The 18,304-nt window shown below is 63.7% G+C and carries 13 protein-coding genes; 7 read left to right on the top strand and 6 right to left on the bottom strand.

Annotation, left to right across the window (positions count from 1 at the left end; translation table 11 throughout):
* Positions 1 to 94 precede the first annotated feature (94 nt).
* Entirely contained in the window at positions 95 to 640 is a 546-nt protein-coding gene (locus KZ772_RS10775) for a TetR/AcrR family transcriptional regulator (protein WP_290536580.1), read from the top strand.
* A gap of 73 nt (positions 641 to 713) precedes the next feature.
* Here KZ772_RS10775 and KZ772_RS10770 read toward each other — a convergent pair whose 3' ends face one another.
* Entirely contained in the window at positions 714 to 1,619 is a 906-nt protein-coding gene (locus KZ772_RS10770) for a metal-dependent hydrolase (RefSeq protein WP_290536579.1), read from the bottom strand.
* Positions 1,620 to 1,728: 109 nt separating this feature from the next.
* Here KZ772_RS10770 and KZ772_RS10765 point away from each other — a divergent pair, with 109 nt between their 5' ends.
* The 3 genes from KZ772_RS10765 (at position 1,729) to KZ772_RS10755 (ending at position 4,614) form a co-directional block, all read left to right on the top strand.
* Positions 1,729 to 2,805, top strand: coding sequence for an AraC family transcriptional regulator (locus KZ772_RS10765; protein ID WP_290536578.1), 1,077 nt, complete (start codon positions 1,729 to 1,731; stop codon positions 2,803 to 2,805).
* 71 nt (positions 2,806 to 2,876) lie between these two features.
* Entirely contained in the window at positions 2,877 to 3,116 is a 240-nt protein-coding gene (locus tag KZ772_RS10760; RefSeq protein WP_290536577.1) for a hypothetical protein, read from the top strand.
* A 139-nt stretch (positions 3,117 to 3,255) separates the two neighbouring features.
* On the top strand, positions 3,256 to 4,614 hold the full coding sequence (locus KZ772_RS10755) for an amidohydrolase (protein WP_290536576.1): 1,359 nt from the start codon (positions 3,256 to 3,258) through the stop codon (positions 4,612 to 4,614).
* A 70-nt stretch (positions 4,615 to 4,684) separates the two neighbouring features.
* Here KZ772_RS10755 and KZ772_RS10750 read toward each other — a convergent pair whose 3' ends face one another.
* Positions 4,685 to 8,203, bottom strand: coding sequence for a tandem-95 repeat protein (locus tag KZ772_RS10750; RefSeq protein WP_290536575.1), 3,519 nt, complete (start codon positions 8,201 to 8,203; stop codon positions 4,685 to 4,687).
* A 34-nt stretch (positions 8,204 to 8,237) separates the two neighbouring features.
* On the opposite strand from KZ772_RS10750, the gene KZ772_RS10745 reads away from it, so the two are divergent.
* Positions 8,238 to 8,678, top strand: a complete 441-nt coding sequence (locus tag KZ772_RS10745; protein ID WP_290536574.1) for a hypothetical protein — start codon at positions 8,238 to 8,240, stop codon at positions 8,676 to 8,678.
* Complete coding sequence (locus tag KZ772_RS10740) at positions 8,657 to 8,920, top strand: hypothetical protein (RefSeq protein ID WP_290536573.1); 264 nt, start codon at positions 8,657 to 8,659, stop codon at positions 8,918 to 8,920. The genes KZ772_RS10745 and KZ772_RS10740 overlap by 22 nt, the downstream gene beginning before the upstream one ends.
* A gap of 70 nt (positions 8,921 to 8,990) precedes the next feature.
* On the opposite strand, the gene KZ772_RS10735 is transcribed toward KZ772_RS10740, so the two are convergent.
* Complete coding sequence (locus KZ772_RS10735) at positions 8,991 to 11,429, bottom strand: Ig-like domain-containing protein (protein WP_290536572.1); 2,439 nt, start codon at positions 11,427 to 11,429, stop codon at positions 8,991 to 8,993.
* A gap of 631 nt (positions 11,430 to 12,060) precedes the next feature.
* Between KZ772_RS10735 and KZ772_RS10730 the strand changes: the two genes are divergently transcribed.
* Positions 12,061 to 13,419: an amidohydrolase gene (locus tag KZ772_RS10730; protein WP_290536571.1), complete on the top strand. Its 1,359-nt coding sequence runs from the start codon at positions 12,061 to 12,063 to the stop codon at positions 13,417 to 13,419.
* Between the two features lie 70 nt (positions 13,420 to 13,489).
* Here the strand turns inward: KZ772_RS10730 and KZ772_RS10725 are convergent, their stop codons facing one another.
* The 3 genes from KZ772_RS10725 to KZ772_RS10715 form a co-directional block, all read right to left on the bottom strand.
* Positions 13,490 to 15,340 (bottom strand): hypothetical protein, encoded by a 1,851-nt coding sequence (locus KZ772_RS10725; RefSeq protein ID WP_290536570.1) that lies wholly within the window; start codon positions 15,338 to 15,340, stop codon positions 13,490 to 13,492.
* Positions 15,337 to 17,592 (bottom strand): tandem-95 repeat protein, encoded by a 2,256-nt coding sequence (locus KZ772_RS10720; RefSeq protein WP_290536569.1) that lies wholly within the window; start codon positions 17,590 to 17,592, stop codon positions 15,337 to 15,339. Before KZ772_RS10720 ends, KZ772_RS10725 begins: the two co-directional genes overlap by 4 nt.
* Before the next feature lie 247 nt (positions 17,593 to 17,839).
* Positions 17,840 to 18,241, bottom strand: a complete 402-nt coding sequence (locus KZ772_RS10715; RefSeq protein ID WP_290536568.1) for an MAPEG family protein — start codon at positions 18,239 to 18,241, stop codon at positions 17,840 to 17,842.
* Positions 18,242 to 18,304 lie beyond the last annotated feature (63 nt).

The raw sequence follows: 18,304 nt of genomic DNA, 5'->3' as shown, positions 1-18,304 counted from the left end.
CGGGCTCCGGGTTTCTTGTATGGCATTCAAGAGCAAAGACTAGCATTCTTGAATACCATACAAGATGACCGGACAGACTGTGGGAGAGGGCCCCTTGGCCAAGAACAAGCGCGATATTGATCTGAAGGTAAAGCAGGACGAGCTGGAGAGCACAGCAGCTCGGCTGTTCCTGTCACTGGGCTACGATGGCACGTCCATGGGCCGTATTGCCCGAGAGCTGGGGGTCGCCCCGAATACCCTGTACTGGTATTACGCCAGCAAGGACGAGCTGTTGGTGGCTGTGCTCAACCGGCAGATGTCACAGACCCTGGTCCGCCTGCCGGCCATCGTGAACAAACCCCTGAAGGAGAAGATGGCTTGGGCATTGCTGGAATTCGAGCAGAGCCGCGAACTGGTCACCACGGTGCATGCCCGGCTGGAACAGTCCGCGGTGATCCGCGAATGGCATGACCAGTTCCACCGTTTTGTGGAGGCGGCGGTGATCCATACCCTGCAAGCGGATGGTGTGGCGCAGGAACGCGCGACCATGCTGGCCACGGTGGGCACCTTTCTGGTGGAGGGTTTGCTGGCCCACCCTCACAGTGAGCGTCAGCGCGAGGCTATTCTGCAGTGGTTTGCTGACAGCGCTTTGCCGGTGTAGCAATAAGAGAAGAGAGAAATCAGGAAAGGAAATAAAGGGACACGCATCAGTGAGTGCGTGTCCCTGGCCGGTCTCAACCCCAGTCACCCAGCCATTTCTTCTTCGCTTTCTCCACCAGATCCCGGGCGTCGTGATCCCACGGGTGGAAGTTCGGGCTGTAGAACTTGAAGTAAGCGGGCAGCAGCTTGCGGAATACCCCCGGACGGCCCCACATGTAGTTCACGGCACCCAGCCAGGATTTCACATTGCCCAGCTGGCCGTCCTCTTTCATCAGTTGCACCAGGTGCACTGCGGAGAACACCGGGAACAGCACGCTGACGACCATCATTTCGGTGACACGGGCAAATTCGCTGCCGCCCACGGCCTTGTAAACATCAAAGGCGACCGCCTTGTGTTCGGATTCCTCGATGGCATGCCAGGCCCAGATCGGAGCGATGCGCGGGTCCATCTCTTCCAGGGCGTCGTACTTGAGCAGGAACTCCTCGGCCATCAGCGCGGTAAAGTGCTCCACGGCGACGGTGTGGGCGAGCTGGCGTTCCGGGCTCAGGTGTTTGCGCAGCAAATTCATGAAACCCAGGATTTCACGCTCCAGCCGCGCCAGATCCACGCCGCGTTCCTGCAGGAAGCCGTTCATCAATTCGTGTTCGCGTGAGTGGTGGGCTTCCTGGCCGATAAAGCCCTTGATGGCTTTCTTCAGTTCCGGATCGGTGATCTGGCTCTGATAGTGACGCACCGAATCAATGAAAAAGCGCTCACCGGGCGGGAAGCTGGCGGACATGGCAGCCAGCAGCAAGGTCTTTACCGGGTCGTTGTCCCACCAATAGCGCGGCAGGTCTTCGGCCTCGCTGAAGGTGAACTGGGGGCGACGCACCTTGGGGATCATGTCCTTGGGGGTTTTGCCGGCAAGGTTTCGCAGGGAGCCGGCGAGGCCTTTGCGAGCCTTTGCCTTGCCCGGGCGAACAGGGACCACAGCATTCATGTCAGAACTCCTCGTTGAGGTGTTTGCTCAATATGTCCCATACGGTACTGGTGAATGGGCGGAGGGCGTGAGATTCTGCACGGACATTGTACTTGTCATCGGTGGCCAAATGCCGCAAAGCGAACTCCTGGCAGCAACCACACAGCAACTGGCAGCGCTTCCGGCCTGGGTACGGCAGCGTAATCAGTCCGCTACCTACCCGCGTGCCTTTATGGAAGCGGCCATAGACAGTGGCGCCTCCCGGGAGCAGTTATTGCAGGCGGCCGGTATTACCCCCGATCAGATTGACGATCCGGCCGGGCGGTTGTCGTTGCAGGAAACCTGGAAGCTGGGTGCTGCGGCGCTCTCGCTCACTGGCAATGGCAGCCTGGGGTTTGCCTCCGGTGATCGCATGCCTCTCACCGCCCACGGTAACCTGGGTTATGCCCTGATGTGTGCCGGTAGTCCCCGCGAGGCCATCGCCATTCTGGAGCGCTTCTGGCACCTGCGCGGGCGCGGGGCGCAGTTGATGGTGAGCGAGAGCGAGGATCGCCTGTTCATGGAGCTGGTGCTGGAGCTCTCCGCCCCGGATGCCCTGCGCGATATGCTGATGAGCTCCATGCTGACCAGCATGTATCGCGGCATGGAGTTTCTGATTCCGCACCTGCCCGAGCAACGGGAAATCTGGGTGTATGGCGACGAGCCGGCGGGGTTTGATCGCTGGCGAGCGCTGCTGCCGACGGTCCGTTTCGGCATGCCCCAGGCCGGTATTTCCCTGGCGGGAGATATCGCGTTGCTGGATCAGCCCCTGCCCACCGCCAACCCGGAAGCCCTGACGCTGGCGCTAGCCCAGTGCGAACGGGAAAGCGCGCTGGTGGATGACGCCGACGACACCCTGCGCCGTGCCCGTGCGGCCCTGACCCTGGGCGCGGACGGGTACCCATCTCCGGAGGCCCTGGCCGACAGCCTGCACCTGACGCCCCGAACCCTGCGGCGGCGCCTGCAGGAACAGGGCTACAGTTATCAGCAGCTGCTGGAAGCCGCCCGGCGGAGGGACAGCTGTCAGATGCTGGCGGATCCGGACCTGGAGATTCGCCGCATTGGTGAGGCGCTTGGCTATGGCGACCCGGCCAATTTCACCCGTGCCTTCAAGGCCTGGACCGGCCTGTCTCCCCGGGAATGGCGCAAGGGCCACGCTGGGAGCTGATCACGCTGCCTTTGTCCCTGATGTAACAATTGTGCGTGTCCCCGATTGGGGTGTGCGTTTACGTGGAGTGAGTGACGATGAAGCAGAGCGACAAGGAAACACGACATAGCGGCCGGACACTCCAGTATTCCAGCAACCGGGGCCGGGCCAGCCACCGGGTGCGTTATGTGGAAAGTTCTGCGCCGGCGGCTGGCGAATGCATGTTGTGTGTAGGGTCCCTGGCAGATCTTGAGGGCGACCTGCATTTTTATGGGCCGGTCAATGACTCAAGGCCTCTGCCGATGCAGTTACCGATTCCGTTACCCACATGAAGGTGGGATAAGCGGCGTTCGCAGGCCGCCTCGCGAATAATTTATGCGTGTCCCCGATTGAAAAGTCTCTGCTTGACCCGATTGCCCCTGCTGTGGTCAATTATTGGAATTGTATTCCAAAAAAATAAAGGGAGAGCATATGTCACTTATCAATGGGCTGCGCAGCAGCCTTCTGGCTGGCGCAGTGATGGCCTGCGGCCTGGCACAGGCCGGTATTCCCACACCGCTGAGCGAAAAGGTCGGCAAGCTGGCTGCAGACCAGCAGCCGGAGCTGGAGAAGGTGTTCCGCCAGTTGCACGCCAACCCGGAGCTGGCCTTCGATCTGCACGATACCTCCGCGCTGGTGGCCAAGCGTCTGAAGAAACTGGGTTACCAGGTGCATACCGGCATTGCGGAAACCGGCCTCGCCGCGGTGCTGAAAAACGGCGATGGCCCGGTGATCATGTTCCGCAGCGACATGGATGCCCTGCCGGTGAAAGAGGAGAGCGGCCTGTCCTATGCCAGCAAGAAACAGGTGGAGCTGGATGATGGCAGCACCAGCTATGTGTCCCATGCCTGTGGTCATGATTCCCATACCGCCTGGTTGCTGGGCATTGCCAAGGTGATGATGGAAACCCGCGATGCCTGGTCCGGCACTTTGGTGCTGGTCGGCCAGCCGGCGGAGGAGCTGATCGCCGGTGCCCAGGCCATGGTGGACGATGGTCTTTACGACAAGGTGCCCAAGCCGTCTCTGCTGATTTCCGCCCACGTGTACCCGGTGTGGCCGGCGGGCACGGTGGCGGTGAAAGCCGGCCGCCGCATGGCCGGCAGCGATCAGCTGGATGTGCATCTCACCGGTATTGGCGGCCACGGTTCCCGCCCGGAAGGCACCATTGATCCGGTGGTCATGGGCGCGCGGGCGGTGATGGCCTACCAGACCATCGTCAGCCGAAACATCCCGGCCCAGGACCCGGCGGTGCTGACAGTGGGCGCAATGCAGGTGGGTGAAACCCATAACGTGATTCCGGAAACCGGCACCCTGAAACTGAACCTGCGCTGGTTCGACAAGGGCGTGCGCCAGACCATGCTGGATGCCATCGAGCGGGAAACCCAGGGCATTGCCGTTGCTGCGGGTGTGCCGGAGGAGCGCAAACCCACCATGACCATGCTGGGGTATGCGGAGCCGGTGATTAACGAGCCTGCCCTTGCTGCGAAGGCCAATGAAGCGTTGGTGGCGGCCCTGGGGAAAAAACGGATCATGCCCGGCATTCCGCCGGTGATGGGCTCCGAGGATTTCCCCATGCTGGTGGCGGGCATTGAAGATGCCGAAACCCTGTTTGTGGAAGTGGGCGGTGGCGCCCCGGATGTGATGAAGAAATACATGAGTACCGGCGAACTGCCGCCGCTCAATCACAACCCGAAATTCCGCATCGACAATCCGGGCCTGGCGATTACCACCGCCGTGCAGGCCAACAGCACCTTGTTGCTGGATGCCTTTCTTGCCGGTGACGCCGAATAACCTCGACGCACTTTGCGGTGATAAAAAAACAGCGGCCAAGGCCGCTGTTTTTGTTTGCAGGGGATAACGGTTAGTTAGCCCGCCCTGGCCGATAGCGCCGGGCCAGGCCGAGCATGCCGAGCAGAAGCAGCAGGCCGCCCAGGTTGACGCTGCCGATGCCGGAGGAGCTGGAACCTCCTCTGCCGCTGTCTAGCAGATCGGCCAGCAGACCCTGGCGGGATACGGATACGACGCCGCCACGCACGGCAATCCTTGCATCGGCCTGGCCGTCCGCATCTGCGGCGCTGCCGTCACGGATGCCCACGCGCACACACCAGTGGCCCGGGTTCAGGCCACTGCGGTATGCGGCGGAGCCGGGGGAGGGGCAGTACCCCTCGGCGCCCGGGGCAGACGCCACGTTGCCGGCGGTGTGCCAGCCGCCGTTGGCGAACAGCTGGAAGCTGGCGTTGGACCCGATCGCCCGGGCCTGGGGCACCACCAGGTAAGCGGTGCGTTGCGGTGCGCCCAGGGCGGCAATGCGCACGTCCACAAAGCGGTTGCCGTCTTGAAGGTCAAAACCGCTGTCGAGGGACACATTGAAGGCATCCAGCAGTTCCTGGGCGCTTATCGTGGCGGCGCTGTTGTCGGCTGCCAGAACGGTGTCGCCGAGGCTGAGCTGCAGGCCGGGCTCGGTTTCCAGCAGGTGTTGGTCGGCGATGGCGGGCTGGCCCTGCAGCACATTGCCGGTGGCGATGGCATCCAGGTAATCCGGCACGCCATCGTTGTCGGTGTCGGCAATGCCTTCGCTCGGGTCGTCCAGACCGTCGCCGTCGCTGTCATCATGGCCAAGCACCGGCGCCTCGCCCAGCAGGCGCAATGCCAGCGAGCTGCTCACCGCAGCGCTGCTATCGGAGACGGTGACCGCCAGGGTGTACTGGCCCGGGCCCAGCAGCGCCGGGTCAAAGGTGAAGCTTTGCGGGTCGCCGTCAGTATCCACCAACGCACCGCTGGTGGCGGACCAGTCCAGGGTGTGGCTGTCGCCGCCGTTGGCATCCTCGATGGTGGCCGTCACCGTGACCGGGCCACCGGCCGGGGTCAGCCAGCGTGTCTGCTCACCGTTCTGTTCCGCGTGCAGCTGAACCGCCGGCACCACATTACTTTCGTGGATGGTGACGGTCTGGGAGGTGAGGAAGCCGGTCACCGCATTGCTGGGGGTGCCGAAGATCACCTGCAGGTTTTCACTGCCTTCGCTGCTGCCGTCGGCGATCAGTTGCAGGGCCAGGCTGGCTTCGGTGCCGGCGTTGATGATCAGGTCGCCTTCGACCAGATCATGGTCGCTGGAGTCGGCGCTGCCGCTCAGGGTATAGGGCACGGTGACCGGGTACTGGGCGGCCGGGCCGTTCAGGTAGGCGCGCAGGGTGACGCTGGCGCCTTCGGCGGAGACCGGGTCGGGGCCGAAGCTGATCTGCGGAATCACGCTGACGGTTTGATCGGTGCTGGCGGTATTGCCGGCGTTGTCGGTGGCGCTGCGCTCAACCAGGTGTTGCCCCGGTGCGAAATAGCCCCGGTCGGGAGTGGTGTTGATGTCACCGTCCCGGCCGTCGCTGGCCACCAAAGTGCCCAGCTGCACTAGGGTGAACAGGCCGGTGGAATCCGTGCTCACCGGTGTGGCCGCGCCCAGCAGCGGCGCATAGTCATCCACGGTGGGGTCGCTATTGGCGAGGAACTCGTCCAGGTTGCTGGTGCCGTCACCATCCAGATCGGTATCGGCGTCCCCGGGATCTCTGGGGTCCAGTCCGGCGGTGGTCTCAAAGTCGTTGCTCATGCCATCGCCATCGATGTCATCGTCATGGATATCGGCAATGGTGTCGCCATCCAGATCGGCGAGCACTTCAATCGTCATTTCCAGGGTGCTGTCCGCCTGCCCATCGCTGGCAGTCAGGGTGATGGCAGATACCTGGCCCACGGTGTCGGCGCCCGGGGTGCCGGTGATCTCGCCGCTGCTGCTGTTCACGCTGGCCCAGGCGGGCAGGCCGCTGGCGGTGACGGTGAGGGTGTCACCTTCCACGTCGGACAGGGTGGTGGGGCTCACGCTGAGCGCCACGTTTTCCACCGCGCTGATGCTGGCCGGGCCGGTCAGGGTGGGGGCGTCGTTGATCCCGGCAATATTCACGGTGACGGTGATGTCGGTGATGCCGCCGTTGCCGTCGGCAACGCGCACCACAAAGCTGTCGCTGCCGCTGTAGTCGGGGGCAGGCTGGTAATCGATGGCGGGGCTGGCGCCGGTGCCGCTGACGGTGGCCGTGCCTTCGCTGGCCGGGGTCTGTAGCGACCAGCTCAGCAGGTCATCCTCAATATCGCTGGCATCCAGTGTCAGCGCAAAGGCGGTGGGTGAGCTGTCTTCGTCCATGTCCACGGTCACCGCATTGCCCTGGGTGATCACGGGGGCATCGTTGAGCGGGTTGATGGTGACGTTGAAGGTGTGGCTGGCCGCGCCGCCGTTACCGTCGCTGACGCTCACCGCGAAGTTGTCCGTGCCATTGAAATTCAGGGCGGGGGTGTAGGTCACATTGCCGCCGGCCACTTCCACCTGGCCGTTGGCTGCGGCGCTGGAAACGCTCCAGTTCAGCGGATCACTTTCCACATCGTTGGCAGTCAGCGTGGTCAGCAGGGCGCTGTCTTCGTCGGTGATGTAATCGGCGTCGCTTCCCTCACTGATGACCGGTGCGTCGTTGACGCTGGCGATGGTCAGGGTCGCCGTGGCGGTGGGGCTGAACAGGGTGCCATCGCTGGCCCGCCAGTTGAAGCTGCTGCTGCCGTGCCAGTTGGCATCGGGCATGAAGGAAAGGGTATTCAGGTCGGCCAGGGGCATCAGGGTGCCGGCGCTGACCGCAACGCCAGCCTGCAGCAGGGTGCCGTTGGCGGGCAGGGTGTCGATGGAAACAGACAGGTTTTCGCCGTCCGGTTCGGTAACCGTAAAGTCGCCGGCTGACAGATTCAGCGGGGTGTCTTCCTGGCCGTTAACGGTAAAGCCGATGACCCGGGGTGCCCGGTTCACGGTAAGCGTGAAGGACTGGCTGTCCGCCGGGCTGACGCCGTTATCGGCGGTAATGGTGATCGGGTAGCTGGCCTCGGCGTTGACCGGTGTGCCACTGAGGGTGCCGTTACTGCTGAGCGTGACGCCATCGGGCAAGCTGCCGGCGGTGACGGAATAGGTGGGCGCCGGGTAACCGTCTGCGGTGACGCTGAAGCTGTTGGCCTGGCCTTCCGAGAAGGTGGTGGCGTTGGCGCTGGTAAGGGTGGGCGGGCCTTCCACGAAAAGCGTGAACGATCTGCCTGCGCTACCGGCGCTGTTGGTGGCGGTAATCACCGGGTGATAGACGCCCTGGCTGCCGGTGGCCGGGGTGCCGGTGAGTCGGTAATTGACGCTGTCCCAGGTAACGCCGGCGGGCAGGGTGCCGGATTGGCTCAATACCGGTTCCGGTACCCCGGAGGCGGCAAATACTACCGGGGTGGCAGCGGCGCCTTCCCGGAAGGTGGCGCTGGTACCGCCGCTGGTGAATACCGGCGGGAACGAGCCACCGGTCGGCGTCACATACACCGAGTCCATGTCGATCTCGGTAATGTCGGTGGGGCCGGCGTAGTTGGTCGGTGCATCTCACCGGTATTGGCGGCACGGTTCCCGCCCGGAAGGCACCATTGATCCGGTGGTCATGGGCGCGCGGGCGGTGATGGCCTACCAGACCATCGTCAGCCGAAACATCCCGGCCCAGGACCCGGCGGTGCTGACAGTGGGCGCAATGCAGGTGGGTGAAACCCATAACGTGATTCCGGAAACCGGCACCCTGAAACTGAACCTGCGCTGGTTCGACAAGGGCGTGCGCCAGACCATGCTGGATGCCATCGAGCGGGAAACCCAGGGCATTGCCGTTGCTGCGGGTGTGCCGGAGGAGCGCAAACCCACCATGACCATGCTGGGGTATGCGGAGCCGGTGATTAACGAGCCTGCCCTTGCTGCGAAGGCCAATGAAGCGTTGGTGGCGGCCCTGGGGAAAAACGGATCATGCCCGGCATTCCGCCGGTGATGATGGGCTCCGAGGATTTCCCCATGCTGGTGGCGGGCATTGAAGATGCCGAAACCCTGTTTGTGGAAGTGGGCGGTGGCGCCCCGGATGTGATGAAGAAATACATGAGTACCGGCGAACTGCCGCCGCTCAATCACAACCCGAAATTCCGCATCGACAATCCGGGCCTGGCGATTACCACCGCCGTGCAGGCCAACAGCACCTTGTTGCTGGATGCCTTTCTTGCCGGTGACGCCGAATAACCTCGACGCACTTTGCGGTGATAAAAAAACAGCGGCCAAGGCCGCTGTTTTTGTTTGCAGGGGATAACGGTTAGTTAGCCCGCCCTGGCCGATAGCGCCGGGCCAGGCCGAGCATGCCGAGCAGAAGCAGCAGGCCGCCCAGGTTGACGCTGCCGATGCCGGAGGAGCTGGAACCTCCTCTGCCGCTGTCTAGCAGATCGGCCAGCAGACCCTGGCGGGATACGGATACGACGCCGCCACGCACGGCAATCCTTGCATCGGCCTGGCCGTCCGCATCTGCGGCGCTGCCGTCACGGATGCCCACGCGCACACACCAGTGGCCCGGGTTCAGGCCACTGCGGTATGCGGCGGAGCCGGGGGAGGGGCAGTACCCCTCGGCGCCCGGGGCAGACGCCACGTTGCCGGCGGTGTGCCAGCCGCCGTTGGCGAACAGCTGGAAGCTGGCGTTGGACCCGATCGCCCGGGCCTGGGGCACCACCAGGTAAGCGGTGCGTTGCGGTGCGCCCAGGGCGGCAATGCGCACGTCCACAAAGCGGTTGCCGTCTTGAAGGTCAAAACCGCTGTCGAGGGACACATTGAAGGCATCCAGCAGTTCCTGGGCGCTTATCGTGGCGGCGCTGTTGTCGGCTGCCAGAACGGTGTCGCCGAGGCTGAGCTGCAGGCCGGGCTCGGTTTCCAGCAGGTGTTGGTCGGCGATGGCGGGCTGGCCCTGCAGCACATTGCCGGTGGCGATGGCATCCAGGTAATCCGGCACGCCATCGTTGTCGGTGTCGGCAATGCCTTCGCTCGGGTCGTCCAGACCGTCGCCGTCGCTGTCATCATGGCCAAGCACCGGCGCCTCGCCCAGCAGGCGCAATGCCAGCGAGCTGCTCACCGCAGCGCTGCTATCGGAGACGGTGACCGCCAGGGTGTACTGGCCCGGGCCCAGCAGCGCCGGGTCAAAGGTGAAGCTTTGCGGGTCGCCGTCAGTATCCACCAACGCACCGCTGGTGGCGGACCAGTCCAGGGTGTGGCTGTCGCCGCCGTTGGCATCCTCGATGGTGGCCGTCACCGTGACCGGGCCACCGGCCGGGGTCAGCCAGCGTGTCTGCTCACCGTTCTGTTCCGCGTGCAGCTGAACCGCCGGCACCACATTACTTTCGTGGATGGTGACGGTCTGGGAGGTGAGGAAGCCGGTCACCGCATTGCTGGGGGTGCCGAAGATCACCTGCAGGTTTTCACTGCCTTCGCTGCTGCCGTCGGCGATCAGTTGCAGGGCCAGGCTGGCTTCGGTGCCGGCGTTGATGATCAGGTCGCCTTCGACCAGATCATGGTCGCTGGAGTCGGCGCTGCCGCTCAGGGTATAGGGCACGGTGACCGGGTACTGGGCGGCCGGGCCGTTCAGGTAGGCGCGCAGGGTGACGCTGGCGCCTTCGGCGGAGACCGGGTCGGGGCCGAAGCTGATCTGCGGAATCACGCTGACGGTTTGATCGGTGCTGGCGGTATTGCCGGCGTTGTCGGTGGCGCTGCGCTCAACCAGGTGTTGCCCCGGTGCGAAATAGCCCCGGTCGGGAGTGGTGTTGATGTCACCGTCCCGGCCGTCGCTGGCCACCAAAGTGCCCAGCTGCACTAGGGTGAACAGGCCGGTGGAATCCGTGCTCACCGGTGTGGCCGCGCCCAGCAGCGGCGCATAGTCATCCACGGTGGGGTCGCTATTGGCGAGGAACTCGTCCAGGTTGCTGGTGCCGTCACCATCCAGATCGGTATCGGCGTCCCCGGGATCTCTGGGGTCCAGTCCGGCGGTGGTCTCAAAGTCGTTGCTCATGCCATCGCCATCGATGTCATCGTCATGGATATCGGCAATGGTGTCGCCATCCAGATCGGCGAGCACTTCAATCGTCATTTCCAGGGTGCTGTCCGCCTGCCCATCGCTGGCAGTCAGGGTGATGGCAGATACCTGGCCCACGGTGTCGGCGCCCGGGGTGCCGGTGATCTCGCCGCTGCTGCTGTTCACGCTGGCCCAGGCGGGCAGGCCGCTGGCGGTGACGGTGAGGGTGTCACCTTCCACGTCGGACAGGGTGGTGGGGCTCACGCTGAGCGCCACGTTTTCCACCGCGCTGATGCTGGCCGGGCCGGTCAGGGTGGGGGCGTCGTTGATCCCGGCAATATTCACGGTGACGGTGATGTCGGTGATGCCGCCGTTGCCGTCGGCAACGCGCACCACAAAGCTGTCGCTGCCGCTGTAGTCGGGGGCAGGCTGGTAATCGATGGCGGGGCTGGCGCCGGTGCCGCTGACGGTGGCCGTGCCTTCGCTGGCCGGGGTCTGTAGCGACCAGCTCAGCAGGTCATCCTCAATATCGCTGGCATCCAGTGTCAGCGCAAAGGCGGTGGGTGAGCTGTCTTCGTCCATGTCCACGGTCACCGCATTGCCCTGGGTGATCACGGGGGCATCGTTGAGCGTTGATGGTGACGCGTTGAAGGTGCTGGCTGGCCGCGCCGCCGTTACTGTCGCTGATCTGCAGGGCCGCAAATAGCGGCGGGTTTTTCAGGCCGAATTCAGATGGACCAGCCTTTGCCAGTCACGTGGACCACGAATAGCTGGGGTCATCCGGACACTCCAGTATTCCAGCAACCGGGGCCGGGCCAGCCACCGGGTGCGTTATGTGGAAAGTTCTGCGCCGGCGGCTGGCGAATGCATGTTGTGTGTGGGGTCCCTGGCAGACCTTGAGAGCGACCTGCATTTTTATGGGCCGATCAACGACCCAAGGCCTCTGCCGATGCAGTTGCCGATTCCGTTACCCACATGGAAAGTGGGGTAAGCGTAGTCCGCAGGCCGCCTCACGATAATTTATGCGTGTCCCCCGAGTTGCTCGCGGATGATGTCAAACGATCAAGGCGCCTCCGTTGGAGGTTTGCTTGCAAAGCGAAGAGCCATCTACCGTAGGCCCTGCGTCAGATTGACCGTCTTTGCCTCGCAAGCAAGGCTCCAACGAACCGGTGCCTGTCCCCCGATGCCATGCCGCGTAAAGTGAGTGGTATTCCGGCATTTCCCGGCGCCTGTATTCATGCGTGTCCCCGATTGAAGAGTCTCTGCTTGACCTGATTGCCCCTGCTGTGGTCAATTATTGGAATTGTATTCCAAAAAAATAAAGGGAGAGCACATGTCACTTATCAACGGGCTGCGCAGCAGCCTTCTGGCTGGCGCAGTGATGGCCTGCGGCCTGGCACAGGCTGGTATTCCCACCTCGCTGAGCGAAAAGGTTGGCAAGCTGGCTGCGGACCAGCAGTCGGAGCTGGAGAAGGTGTTCCGCCAGTTGCATGCCAATCCGGAGCTGGCCTTCGACCTGCACGATACCTCTGCGCTGGTGGCCAAGCGTCTTAAGAAGCTCGGTTACCAGGTGCATACCGGCATTGCGGAAACCGGCCTGGCCGCGGTGCTGAAAAACGGCGATGGCCCGGTGATCATGTTCCGCAGCGACATGGATGCCCTGCCGGTGAAAGAGGAAAGCGGTTTGCCCTATGCCAGCAAGAAACAGGTGAAGCTGGATGATGGCAGCACCAGCTATGTGTCCCATGCCTGTGGTCATGATTCCCATACCGCCTGGTTGCTGGGCATCGCCAAGGTGATGATGGAAACCCGCGATGCCTGGTCCGGCACCCTGGTGCTGGTCGGCCAGCCGGCGGAGGAGCTGATCGCCGGTGCCCAGGCCATGGTGGACGATGGTCTTTACGACAAGGTGCCCAAGCCTTCCCTGCTGATTTCCGCCCACGTGTACCCGGTGTGGCCGGCAGGCACGGTGGCGGTGAAAGCCGGCCGCCGCATGGCCGGCAGCGATCAGCTGGATGTGCATCTCACCGGGATTGGCGGCCACGGTTCTCGCCCGGAAGGCACCATTGATCCGGTGGTGATGGGCGCGCGGGCGGTGATGGCCTACCAGACCATCGTCAGCCGAAACATCCCGGCCCAGGACCCGGCGGTGCTGACAGTGGGCGCAATGCAGGTGGGTGAAACCCATAACGTGATTCCGGAAACCGGCACCCTGAAACTGAACCTGCGCTGGTTCGACAAGGGCGTGCGCCAGACCATGCTGGATGCCATCGAGCGGGAAACCCAGGGCATTGCCGTTGCTGCGGGTGTGCCGGAGGAGCGCAAACCCACCATGACCATGCTGGGGTATGCGGAGCCGGTGATTAACGAGCCTGCCCTTGCTGCGAAGGCCAATGAAGCGTTGGTGGCGGCCCTGGGGAAAAAACGGATCATGCCCGGCATTCCGCCGGTGATGGGCTCCGAGGATTTCCCCATGCTGGTGGCGGGCATTGAAGATGCCGAAACCCTGTTTGTGGAAGTGGGCGGTGGCGCCCCGGATGTGATGAAGAAGTACATGAGCACCGGAGAACTGCCGCCGCTCAACCACAACCCGAAATTCCGCATCGAAAATCCGGGCCTGGCGATTACCACCGCGGTGCAGGCCAACAGCACCTTGTTGCTGGATGCCTTCCTTGCCGGTGACGCCGAGTAACCTCGACGCACTTTGCGGTGATAAAAAAACAGCGGCCTGGGCCGCTGTTTTTGTTTGCAGGAAATAGTGGTTAGTTGGCCCGCCCTGGCCGATAGCGACGGGCCAGGCCGAGCATGCCGAGCAGAAGCAGCAGGCCGTTGAGATTGACGCTGCCGATGCCAGAGGAGCTGGAGCTTCCTGTTGCGCCGTCAAGCAGGCCGTCGAGCAGACCTTTACGGGGTGCGGCTACGACGCCGCCACGCACGGCAACCCTTGCATCGGTCTGCCCGTCCGCATCCGCGGCGCTGCCGTCACGGATGCCCACGCGCACACACCAGTCGCCCGGGTTCAGGCCGCTGCGGTATGCGGCGGAGCCGGGGGAGGGGCAGTACCCTTTGGCGCCCGGGGCAGACGCCACGTTGCCGGCAGTGTGCCAGCCGCCGTTGGCGAACAGCTGGAAGCTGGCGTTGGACCCGATCGCCCGGGCCTGGGGCACCACCAGGTAAGCGGTGCGTTGCGGTGCGCCCAGGGCGGCAATGCGCACGTCAACAAAGCGGTTGCCGTCTTGCAGGTCAAAACCGCTGTCGAGGGACGCATTGAAGGCATCCAGCAGTTCCTGGGCGCTTATGGTGGCGGCGCTGTTGTCGGCTGCAAGAACGGTGTCGCCGAGGCTGAGCAGCAGGCCGGGCTCGGTTTCCAGCAGGTGCTGGTCGGCGATGGCGGGCTGGCCCTGCAGCACATTGCCGGCAGCGATGGCATCCAGGTAATCCGGCACGCCATCGTTGTCACTGTCGGCCATGCCTTCGCTCAGGTCGTCCAGACCGTCGCCGTCGCTGTCATCATCGCCAAGCACCGGCGCTTCGCCCAGCAGGCGCAGCGCCAGCGAGCTGCTCACCGCAGCGCTGCCATCGGAGACGGAGACCGCCAGGGTGTACTGTCCCGGGCCCAGCAGCGCCGGGTCAAAGGTGAAGCTCTGCGGGTCGCCGTCAGTGTCCACCAGCGCACCGCTGGTGGCGGACCAGTCCAGGGTGTGGCTGTCGCCGCCGTTGGCATCCTCGATGGTGGCCGTCACCGTGACCGGGCCACCGGCCGGAGTCAGCCAGCGTGCCTGCGCACCATTCTGTTCCGCGTGCAGCTGAACCGCCGGCACCACATTGCTTTCGTGGATGGTGACGGTCTGGGTGGTCAGGAAGCCGGGCACTGCATTGCTGGGGGTGCCGAAGATCACCTGCAGGTTTTCACTGCCTTCGCTGCTGCCGTCGGCAATCAGTTGCAGGGCCAGGTTGGCTTCGGTGCCGGCGTTGATGATCAGGTCACCTTCTACCAGATCATGGTCGCTGGAGTCGGCGCTGCCGCTAAGGGTATAGGGCACGGTGACCGGATACTGGGCGGCCGGGCCGTTCAGGTAGGCGCGCAGGGTGACGCTGGCGCCTTCGGCGGAGACCGGGTCAGGGCCGAAGCTGATCTGCGGGATCACACTGACGGTTTGATCGGTGCTGGCGGTATTGCCGGCGTTGTCGGTGGCGCTGCGCTCAACCAGGTGTTGCCCTGGTGCGAAATAGCCCCGGTCGGGAGAGGTGTTGATGTCCCCGTCCCGGCCGTCGCGGGCTACCAGAGTGCCCAGCTGCACCAGGGTGAACAGGCCGGTGGAATCCGTGCTCACCGGTGTGGCGGCGTCCAGCAGCGGCGCATAGTCATCCACGGTGGGGTCGCTATGGGCGAGGAACTCGTCCAGGTTGCTGGTGCCGTCACCATCCAGATCGGTATCGGCGTCGCCGGGATCTCTGGGGTCCAGACCGGCGGTGGTTTCAAAGTCGTTGCTCATGCCATCGCCGTCGATGTCATCGTCATAGATATCGGCAATGGTGTCGCCATCCAGATCGGCGAGCACTTCAATCGTCATCTCCAGGGTGCTGTCCGCCTGCCCATCGCTGGCAGTCAAGGTGATGGCAGATACCTGGCCACGGTGTCGGAGCCCGGGGTGCCGCTGATCTCGCCGCTGCTGCTGTTCACACTGGCCCAGGCGGGCAGGCCGCTGGCGGTGACGGTGAGGGTGTCACCTTCCACGTCGGTCAGGGTGGTGGGGCTCACGCTGAGCGCCACGTTTTCCACCGCGCTGACGCTGGCCGGGCCGGCCAGGGTCGGGGCGTCGTTGATTCCGGCAATATTCACGGTGACGGTGATATCGGCGTTGCCGCCGTTGCCATCGGCAACACGCAGCACAAAGCTGTCGCTGCCGCTGTAGTTGGGCGCGGGCTGGTAATTGATAGCGGGGCTGGCGCCGGTGCCGCTGACGGTGGCCGTGCCTTCGCTGGCCGGGGTCGGTAGCGACCAGCTCAGCAGGTCATCCTCAATATCGCTGGCCTCCAGTGTCAGCGCAAAGGCGGTGGGTGAGCTGTCTTCGTCCATGTCCACGGTCACCGCATTGCCCTGGGTGATCACGGGGGCATCGTTGAGCGGGTTGATGGTGACGTTGAAGGTGTGGCTGGCCGCGCCGCCGTTACCGTCGCTGACGCTCACCGCGAAGGTGTCCGTGCCATTGAAATTCAGGGCGGGGGTGTAGGTCACATTGCCGCCGGCCACTTCTACCTGGCCGTTGGCTGCGGCGCTGGACACGCTCCAGCTCAGCGGATCACTTTCCACATCGTTGGCAGTCAGCGTGGTCAGCAGGGCGCTGTCTTCGTCGGTGATGTAATCGGCGTCGCTTCCCTCACTGATGACCGGTGCGTCGTTGACGCTGGCGATGGTCAGGGTCGCCGTGGCGGTGGGGCTGAACAGGGTGCCATCGCTGGCCCGCCAGTTGAAGCTGCTGCTGCCGTGCCAGTTGGCATCGGGCATGAAGGAAAGGGTATTCAGGTCGGCCAGGGGCATCAGGGTGCCGGCGCTGACCGCAACGCCAGCCTGCAGCAGGGTGCCGTTGGCGGGCAGGGTGTCGATGGAAACAGACAGGTTTTCGCCGTCCGGTTCGGTAACCGTAAAGTCGCCGGCTGACAGATTCAGCGGGGTGTCTTCCTGGCCGTTAACGGTAAAGCCGATGACCCGGGGTGCCCGGTTCACGGTAAGCGTGAAGGACTGGCTGTCCGCCGGGCTGACGCCGTTATCGGCGGTAATGGTGATCGGGTAGCTGGCCTCGGCGTTGACCGGTGTGCCACTGAGGGTGCCGTTACTGCTGAGCGTGACGCCATCGGGCAAGCTGCCGGCGGTGACGGAATAGGTGGGCGCCGGGTAACCGTCTGCGGTGACGCTGAAGCTGTTGGCCTGGCCTTCCGAGAAGGTGGTGGCGTTGGCGCTGGTAAGGGTGGGCGGGCCTTCCACGAAAAGCGTGAACGATCTGCCTGCGCTACCGGCGCTGTTGGTGGCGGTAATCACCGGGTGATAGACGCCCTGGCTGCCGGTGGCCGGGGTGCCGGTGAGTCGGTAATTGACGCTGTCCCAGGTAACGCCGGCGGGCAGGGTGCCGGATTGGCTCAATACCGGTTCCGGTACCCCGGAGGCGGCAAATACTACCGGGGTGGCAGCGGCGCCTTCCCGGAAGGTGGCGCTGGTACCGCCGCTGGTGAATACCGGCGGGAACGAGCCACCGGTCGGCGTCACATACACCGAGTCCATGTCGATCTCGGTAATGTCGGTGGGGCCGGCGTAGTTGGTCGGGAACGCCAGCCGCACGGTGATCCGGTTGATGGCACCGAAATTCGGCTGCGGTGAAAAGCAGGTCGGGTTGACGCTGCAATTGAAGTTCAGCGCCAGGGACTGGCCGTCGGGCACATTGCCGATGCCGGTATTGTAGGTGCCATTCACGCCGCTGGTGTCGCGGGCGGTAATGGTGACACTCAGGGCAGTTTCCCCTTCGGCGGCCTCGGCCCGGACAATCCGGTCCATGACCAGGAAGAACTGGGTGTTGGTGCCGCCATCGGTGAGATCGATGGGGGAGGGGAACGTGTAGGTCATCAGCAGGGCGCCGGCGGTGTTGCCGTTGCCGCCCAGAGTGACCTTGGCGCGGCCACCGGTTTCGGTGAAAGTCGCCCCGTTGGTGGTGGTCGACGTTGCCGGCAGCGGATAGCGGGTTATTCCCCGGCTGGCTTCCGGCATGACCGGCACAAAGCCGTCAATCTGAATGAAGTCGGCCCTGAGTTGACCAAACCCCAGTAAACACACCAGCGCCAGCAGCGCCGGTAACCCCCGTTTGAACCCCATATTGTTCCCCTTGCCTGTATGCCGGTGGAATGACCGGATCAGGCTTTATTGTGAATAAAGCAGGTGCAAAATTTATCACACTAAAGAGTGAATAAAGCAGGGTTTTGTACGGGGGAGGCCCGTTATGGCCTGTTCTGTATACCTTTGGTGGCGGACAGGGGCGGAGATTGTGGAGATTGGGGGGGGAGATCGGGGACACGCACAGGTTTGAATGGGTGCGTGTCCCCGATTGGGAAGGCCGCTCGGATTACATCAACGCGAAGGCCAGATACAGCATCAGGGCTACCTGGGCGAGAAACAGGCTGGCGCGGATGAATACCAGGGGAAAACTGGTGCCGATCAGGTGGACCAGGCTTTGCCCGATGCGTGCCGCCACAATAAAGCCCGCTACCGCATTCACGGTCTCGCTCTGCCCCGTGGCCGCCGCGACCAGCACCAGGGCCGCAAATAGCGGCAGGTTTTCCAGGCAATTCAGATGGGCAGCCTTGGCGCGGACCAGAATAGCTGGGTCATCAACCGGTTTGCCTCGCTCCCAGTGGCTGGCTGTCTTCTTGCCGGTGAGCACCAGCGGTAACCGGTAGGTGGCGTAACTGAGCGCCAGAATCAGCGTCCAGACGATGTAAATCAGCAGTGCAGTCATTCCGGTCATGGTACGGCCCTTTTTTCACGGATAAACCACCAGCGTGGTGGCGGACGAGGCAAGATGGCGTGA

It is taken from the genome of Alcanivorax sp., from assembly GCF_019431375.1.
Classification (GTDB): domain Bacteria; phylum Pseudomonadota; class Gammaproteobacteria; order Pseudomonadales; family Alcanivoracaceae; genus Alcanivorax; species Alcanivorax jadensis_A.
Note: the sequence above shows the minus strand (reverse complement) of the source record. Positions and strands in the feature narration are given on the sequence as shown.